This is a genomic window from Scytonema sp. NUACC21, assembly GCF_054684315.1.
Map to the genome: position 1 here is coordinate 159,583 of NZ_BAAFZH010000091.1, position 6,633 is coordinate 166,215.

The 6,633-nt window shown below is 34.5% G+C and carries 5 protein-coding genes; all 5 read right to left on the reverse strand.

Annotated features, from left to right (window positions below; translation table 11 throughout):
- Positions 1-54 precede the first annotated feature (54 nt).
- Positions 55-1,734 (reverse strand): pyridoxal phosphate-dependent decarboxylase family protein, encoded by a 1,680-nt coding sequence (locus ACYRY3_RS25160; RefSeq protein WP_460204358.1) that lies wholly within the window; start codon positions 1,732-1,734, stop codon positions 55-57.
- A gap of 250 nt (positions 1,735-1,984) precedes the next feature.
- Complete coding sequence (locus ACYRY3_RS25165) at positions 1,985-3,109, reverse strand: acyl-CoA dehydrogenase (protein ID WP_460204359.1); 1,125 nt, start codon at positions 3,107-3,109, stop codon at positions 1,985-1,987.
- Positions 3,110-3,451: 342 nt separating this feature from the next.
- Entirely contained in the window at positions 3,452-4,675 is a 1,224-nt protein-coding gene (locus ACYRY3_RS25170; protein ID WP_460204360.1) for a ThiF family adenylyltransferase, read from the reverse strand.
- A 273-nt stretch (positions 4,676-4,948) separates the two neighbouring features.
- Positions 4,949-5,983 (reverse strand): phytanoyl-CoA dioxygenase family protein, encoded by a 1,035-nt coding sequence (locus tag ACYRY3_RS25175; RefSeq protein WP_460204361.1) that lies wholly within the window; start codon positions 5,981-5,983, stop codon positions 4,949-4,951.
- Between the two features lie 185 nt (positions 5,984-6,168).
- The coding region (locus ACYRY3_RS25180) for an L-threonylcarbamoyladenylate synthase (RefSeq protein WP_460204362.1) at positions 6,169-6,633 on the reverse strand (465 nt) is incomplete at its 5' end.

Consider the following 6,633-nt stretch of genomic DNA (forward strand, 5'->3'; position numbering starts at 1 on the left):
TCGAGTAACTTTTAATTTTATTTATTTTTTTATTGATAATTATTTTTCAAATTATCAGCCATTTAGTACATTTATAAGATGCTCGACTACTGAGTCAATATCAACAAAAGGATGAAACATTATACATTTCCAGGCACTAATAGGTATACCAGAATTACTTAAAATAACTTGATGAGAATATCCTAAAATAGGAGTCATAGAATTTCTCATGAATTTCCCTTTCTGAAAAAGATTATAATTATGTTCATTTATTTGTTGAGTAAAAATATAATCTTCTTGACTGGTACCAAATAATTCTCTTTGATATGCTGCTTTAGGTTCAATGCCATTTGAATAAAATCGCCATATTACACTCGTTCCTGGAATATTTTGATTTAAAATTTGTATAGAATCACTAAAATTAAATTCTAGTTTTGATTTCAAAGCATTCGTTTTTTGAATGGCATAACCAATAATTGTTTGGTACCCTTCATAACCTAGAGCATATAGATTAGATAAAAGCATCAATGGTCCGTCAGCTGAACGAGATGTTTCAGGTGTATAAGCGCCTGGAAAAGAACAAAAACTATCCTCTGTAAAATATGGTGTTTCTTCTACATCTTTCTGAAGAAGTAACAAATCTTGCTTATTTTTAAAAATTAAAGCACTAGAACTATAGGAGGTAAAACCATGTTTATGCGGATCGACAACGATAGAATCTGCATAACACAAAGTAGAATATAAATTAATTATTTTTTTAATATTAATAAGAGTTTCTAAATCAAATCCTAGAGGATTATCATTAACATTATAATTTCTAAAGATGCAGTAAATCCAACCTACAGCAGCATCTACATGAAGATGGGGTTTAGGAACATTATACTTTTGGCTAATCTCTTCACAGATATCAAAAATACCTTTTATATCATCTATCCCAAAAGAATCCGTACATCCAGCAATCAAATATATACATATAACTTGCTTGTTATCTTTGATTGCTTTTTCCATTTGTGATTGAAAACTATCTAAACATATACCAAAATTGGCTTTAGTAGGAATGGATATAACATTTTCAGTACCAATTCCAAACAATCTAGCAGCATTGATATTAGTATAGTGTCCAATGTTTGATTGTATAATGATAGGTTCTTTATTAAGGAAAAACTTAAAACCTTTTTTGCCCCAACCAGGAAATGCCTTTTCTAACGAACACCTTATTGCCCAATAATTACCAGAAGAACCTCCAAAAGTAAAGTATCCCAGTGCTTCCTCTGGTTCAAAACCTATGATTTTAGCAATATGTGATATTGCTAATCTTTCTGCTTCAATAGCTCTCCCAGCATAGCTTTCATATGCTAAATTTGGATTAATAATAGCACAAGCAAATTTAGCAAGAATTGCAGGTATTAGAGATGGTGGGATAACATTAGAAAGACTATAATTTGATGAATAATTTGGAACATTGCCTAAATATTTAATAATAATATTTTGAATAACTTTTTCAATAGATATTCCTTCTTGAGGAATGACATCTAAATTTAACTCAGACTCTACTGTTAAATTATGAGAAACTGTCAAATTGGTATCTGTTCTTAATAAATTTAAACTCTTGAATAGTTGCTTGGATGATTTTAATAAATGCTCGCCTAAACCAGAGTTAGGAAGTATGTATTGGCTGTACTTAGAAAGAAAATGATTTAAACTATTAAGTTCCACGTTAACATTGTCAGCGCTTTGGATTTTTTTTTGAATCATTATACCCTTCCCAAAATTTACAAATAAATATTGAAAATGCTTTGATACCTATTTTGACGGAATTTTTATTTAACTAAAAGGATGCGTCTCTTTTAGGGATAAAAATTAAATTTTGGTATAAAACCTAAAACTTATACATGACAACATATGCAAGCATCAATCGTTATAAAAATATGTTTGCAAAAGCTTTATCCTAGCTAACGAGTGCCAAAGCTGACGTGATTAACCTTCCAGAAGAGCCACACCCATTTTAAATTTCAAGAGAACCTTCACCTAATAAATACTTATCTAGTCCCGAAGTAACACTAAGGCGTGATGGAGGGTGAAATGCAAGAGCATGTGCAGATGCAAAAAGGTAAGCTATTTCAAATGATTTAATAAAAGCTATACCACCTAAGATTTCTGTAGATCTTGCTGTAACACGCTCAATGGTAGCTTGAATTAAATAGCGTACAAGTAAAGTTTGTGCTACTGTACTTTCGTTTTCACCTTGTTCAGCATTCATAATTGAATAAGCAATTCCCTCAAGTGCAGACATTGCTCCTTCTATTTCAGTTACAATTGCAACACGCTCAGTAGCTATACCTTTCTTAGCTATCAATGTCCGCTCGACTAATGTACTGGCAATACCAAGATATGCAGCTGAAGCTAGCATTTGAAACCAAGTAAATGTCTTAGCTAATATGAAGGTTAACTGGCTTGGGTCACCCATATTGTATATATATTCTTCAGGTACATAAACATCATGAAGCTTGACTTCATCACTTTCAGTACCAAGAAGAACCGAACTCTCCCAAAAGGAACAGCGTTCTATTCCTGGATCGTCAGCAGATATCACTGCTAATGCCAATTCATTCGTTTGCCCGTCCTGGCTTGGGAGTATAACGCTTGCAGTCATTAGATCCATAGAAGTTGACAAAGTGCATGGCTTCTTGCAGCCACTTATGATTAAGCCACCAGAAGCAACCCTCACTTGCATACAAGATTCAAGAATATTACTGTTTGTTCGCCCCTCAGCAAAACCAGAAGAGAAATAGAGATTTTGTTTTGCAACACGCTCAATGAGGGAAAAGTTTGACGGATCTGTTATCATAGCCTGAATCATGACCGTCGTAATATGGTGCATAGTAACTGCAACTGCGAGAGAAGGAGAGCGACTTCCAAGAGCACGTTGTATTTGAATAGCTTGGAGCAAGGTTGCTCCTATCCCTCCATACTTAATGGGTATTAACAGACCGGGACCACCATATTCACGAAATAGTTTGATGGCTGGGCTATTTTTGCATTCCATCTTCATAAGAGAAAGCTTTTGAAGCTCTTCATCTAATCCTGGGAAGATTTGTTGCAGTGTTGCTCTTTCTCTATTCAAAAACATATTACTCACTCTAAAGTATTCGTAGTTCTATCTGACAGAAAAGTGTTGGATTTGATATAAAAAGTGGGTCAGTCTAATTTATTAACGCCAACAGGCTTATATCAAATCTAGTTAAGGTTTAGCGATATTACAAAGCTAGAATTTAATTAATTAGCTAAGTCGGCGATCGCAATCTTTTTCAAACGATAAAACCTTTGTTATTGAGTTCTTCATTTTTCCTAAATCTCTGGACAATAAGCGAGTCGAGAGTTATAAGCTTAACTTCTCATAAATGAGAAGATCCTAATACTCGCGAACTCAGTTATTTTTTATCCAAAGTTAAAAATTACTCAAAAATAAACTTTATTCGTTCTTAATACCTAAAGATGCCATCAATTTGTAAGTTGCTTCGCGATCTTTTTGGTTATCTTGTTGAAAATTTTTGTTAGCTACACTATCTACTGTAACAAAGAATTCATTATTGACGTTGTCCCCAAATGCTATCATTCTTACTACTTTTGCAACTGTACCTGCTGCAATAAAAATAGTACTTGCCAACTGTGAAACACCAGGAAAAGAGTATTCGCAAGTACCTAAGAAAGAATAGGCTACTTTTGAAGAAAGATGCTCGTAGTTGACAATGCTAAGAAAACTTTCAAAATAATTCAACTCACGGTTGAATTTCTTCTGCATCCTTTCGAGTCTACCATGGAATAGTGGATAATCTGGATTCCGATCGTATCTCTCAACACCAATCTGAACTACACCATCGCCCATGTGTAACATCCAAACCACTGGTATCTTGCGTTTTTTTGCCTCTTTTCGTAATAGGATTTTGCCTTCGATAGTATCCATTGCATCTATTACCACATCAACTGGGTTATCGCCACCGAAAAATGAATGAATACTTTCCTCACATAAACCCCTATTATCACAAGTAATCTCAGCAAAAGGGTCTAGGTCCCAAATTTTTCTCCCAATTATGGCGGTTTTAGCTAATCCAATTTCAGCTAATGAAGCAGGCAAGCGATTAAGATTAGAGCCAGATAGCTCATCAAAATCTGCAAAGTAAAATTGTCGCACACCTTCCATAGCTAAACAATGTGCAGTGATACTACCAACACTGAGACCAGCAACTGCCACCCGCAAATTTTTAAGCCGCGAAAGATTGTCTTCTGTTAGCAAACCTAGATTCCGTGAAGTTTTCACGATGTAGTAATCTTTATCTTCCAGCAAATGGATAAGCGTTTTATTAGGATACGCCGCCCACACTCCTGCAGCCCACTCATTATCAAACTTAATATAATGCGCCTTGTATTTTGCAAACTCCTCTTTCACACACTCAGGTTTTGGTTTTAGCTCAGGATGATGAATTAAAAACAGTTCAAGTAAGAGTTTTTCAAAGATATCTTGGACTTTGTATGTTTCTTTTAGAAGATTCCATCTTACAAGATTATCTTTAATAATTTCCCCTTTTTCATTTTGAAGCCGAATCAATTCAGGCTGAAAGTTATTGTTAAACTGTGGAACTGATTTTGAGCTATATTCTTTATTGTATGCACGCTCAAATTCCCTTGGGTTTTCCATATTATTGCTCCTCATTTATGTAACGTAATGTCTGCTTAATTCTTTTATTCAATCATCATTAAATGACAATTGAGGTAGATTTTTCTAGACAATACCTTAAAGGTAAGTGTTTAATTGACATCTAGAAAGAGTAATAAACACAATCAAAATCTGGGTAATTTGTGACCATCTTAAGTTTTTTATTAGTACGAAATTTATTTAAAACTTTGAGTTTTAGATAATTTCAACTGGTGTGCAGCAATAAAGTTTGTGGTCAATTTACATCTTTACTTTTTAATACAATACACTATCTGTGCCAGCAAAGTTTTTATCTTCCCACTTCTTTATTAAAGCGTTTGCTACAAGAGTGGCAAACTCTCTTCGACCCGGTAATGGCTGGGCTGCTCTTGCTAATTTTTGCCGTGCTTTTAGCCACATTTCCAACCACTGTGTTGCATCTTTAATTTCCTTATCAGGATTAGAGCGGCTGCGGACAAGAATATTTGGAAACCATGGACGATCGGTAGGCTGATCTGCCGCATAATAACGAAAATCGAAACTCCATCGAATACAATTACTTTTATTAGGCAATGCGGTATGAGGTATTTTTTTGTTTAGAAGAACAATATCTCCCAGTTCAACTGGTATAGGTACACTACAATGATTTAAGTTTTCTATAATCTCCTCACTCATGGGCCAGGGAAGTAAATCATTGTTCTTATGCAAACCAGGAGCTACCAAAAGACACCCATTCTCTTCATTGACATTACTCATTGGTATCCAAACTGTTATGAGATTAGTATCATTTGATTGAGGCATCTGGGTTTGCATATCTTGATGCCACATTGTTTTGGCATAAATAGTTTCACCTTTGTTGGCTTTAAATCCAGGTGTAGTTAAAGATTCCGGCAACTTTGTACGACAGTGCTGGTTAGGGCTTGCACAAATTTCAGAGCCCAAAATACTTTCGAGTTTGTTGAGAATAAATGGATTTCGCAGAAGCGACAAAACTGCAGGACCTATGTGTACAGAACTATCTTCACGAATTACTGAGAAGGGCATATGAGGGAGTGTTATATCGAGCTGACTGATGAGCTGGAATGGAAATGAAGGCTGCGAACAGAGTTGAAGGAGGTGATCTGTAAAATTTGATCCAGGCAAAGACGAATCAATGTATCCATCTTCTTTCCATTTTGTTACCAAGTCATTTAATAGATTTGTGTATTCTTCATGAACAAGCGCAAAGTCCTCTTTAGAAATAACATTACGGAGAACTAAGTAGCCTTCTTCATTAAATTGTTCAATTTGTTTTTTGGAAATTCCTTGCATTAGTCTAAGTCACATCACTTCAAATGTTTATTAAATCTTAAATATCATTCTGACTTTTTCCAACAGCTATTATCTCTAGAATAGAAATGTAAATTTATTAACCTAAGATTTACGCATTAACGTAAATTTGACTAAATATAATTAAACCTACCTTCTATTTGGGTGGATAAGAGTTCGTTGAAAATTTACTGAATCAGTAGGCTCAGGTTTTCCTGAATTTCAGGAATAACATCTTTAATTTGCTGTACATTAATGGCACCATGCCGAATTATTTTTGGTGGTTGTTCAATACAATTCACCGTAGTAGTTACTCTCGAGTGAAAATGAAAGTTTTGAACCACACCAATAAAATCAACAAGATTTTCAAAAGGCTTGAGCATACTGGATTCTGTTATTTCTTTTTCACCGGAGAAATTACAAGTTGTAGAAAATATTGGTATTGAACAACGCCTTACTACTTCAGACAGTACTCTATTTTTTGCTGAAAGTAATAAAATTGTTGGGTTGTTATTCGTGAATGTATCTGAAATAATCTCTTTTTTATTTACGATAATTGAGAGAGGACCAGGCCAGAAATGATCTATTAGCCTTCTTGCAGTAAGATTTAACTCACCCAACTCTTCAACATTTTGCTTTGTACAGTATATACC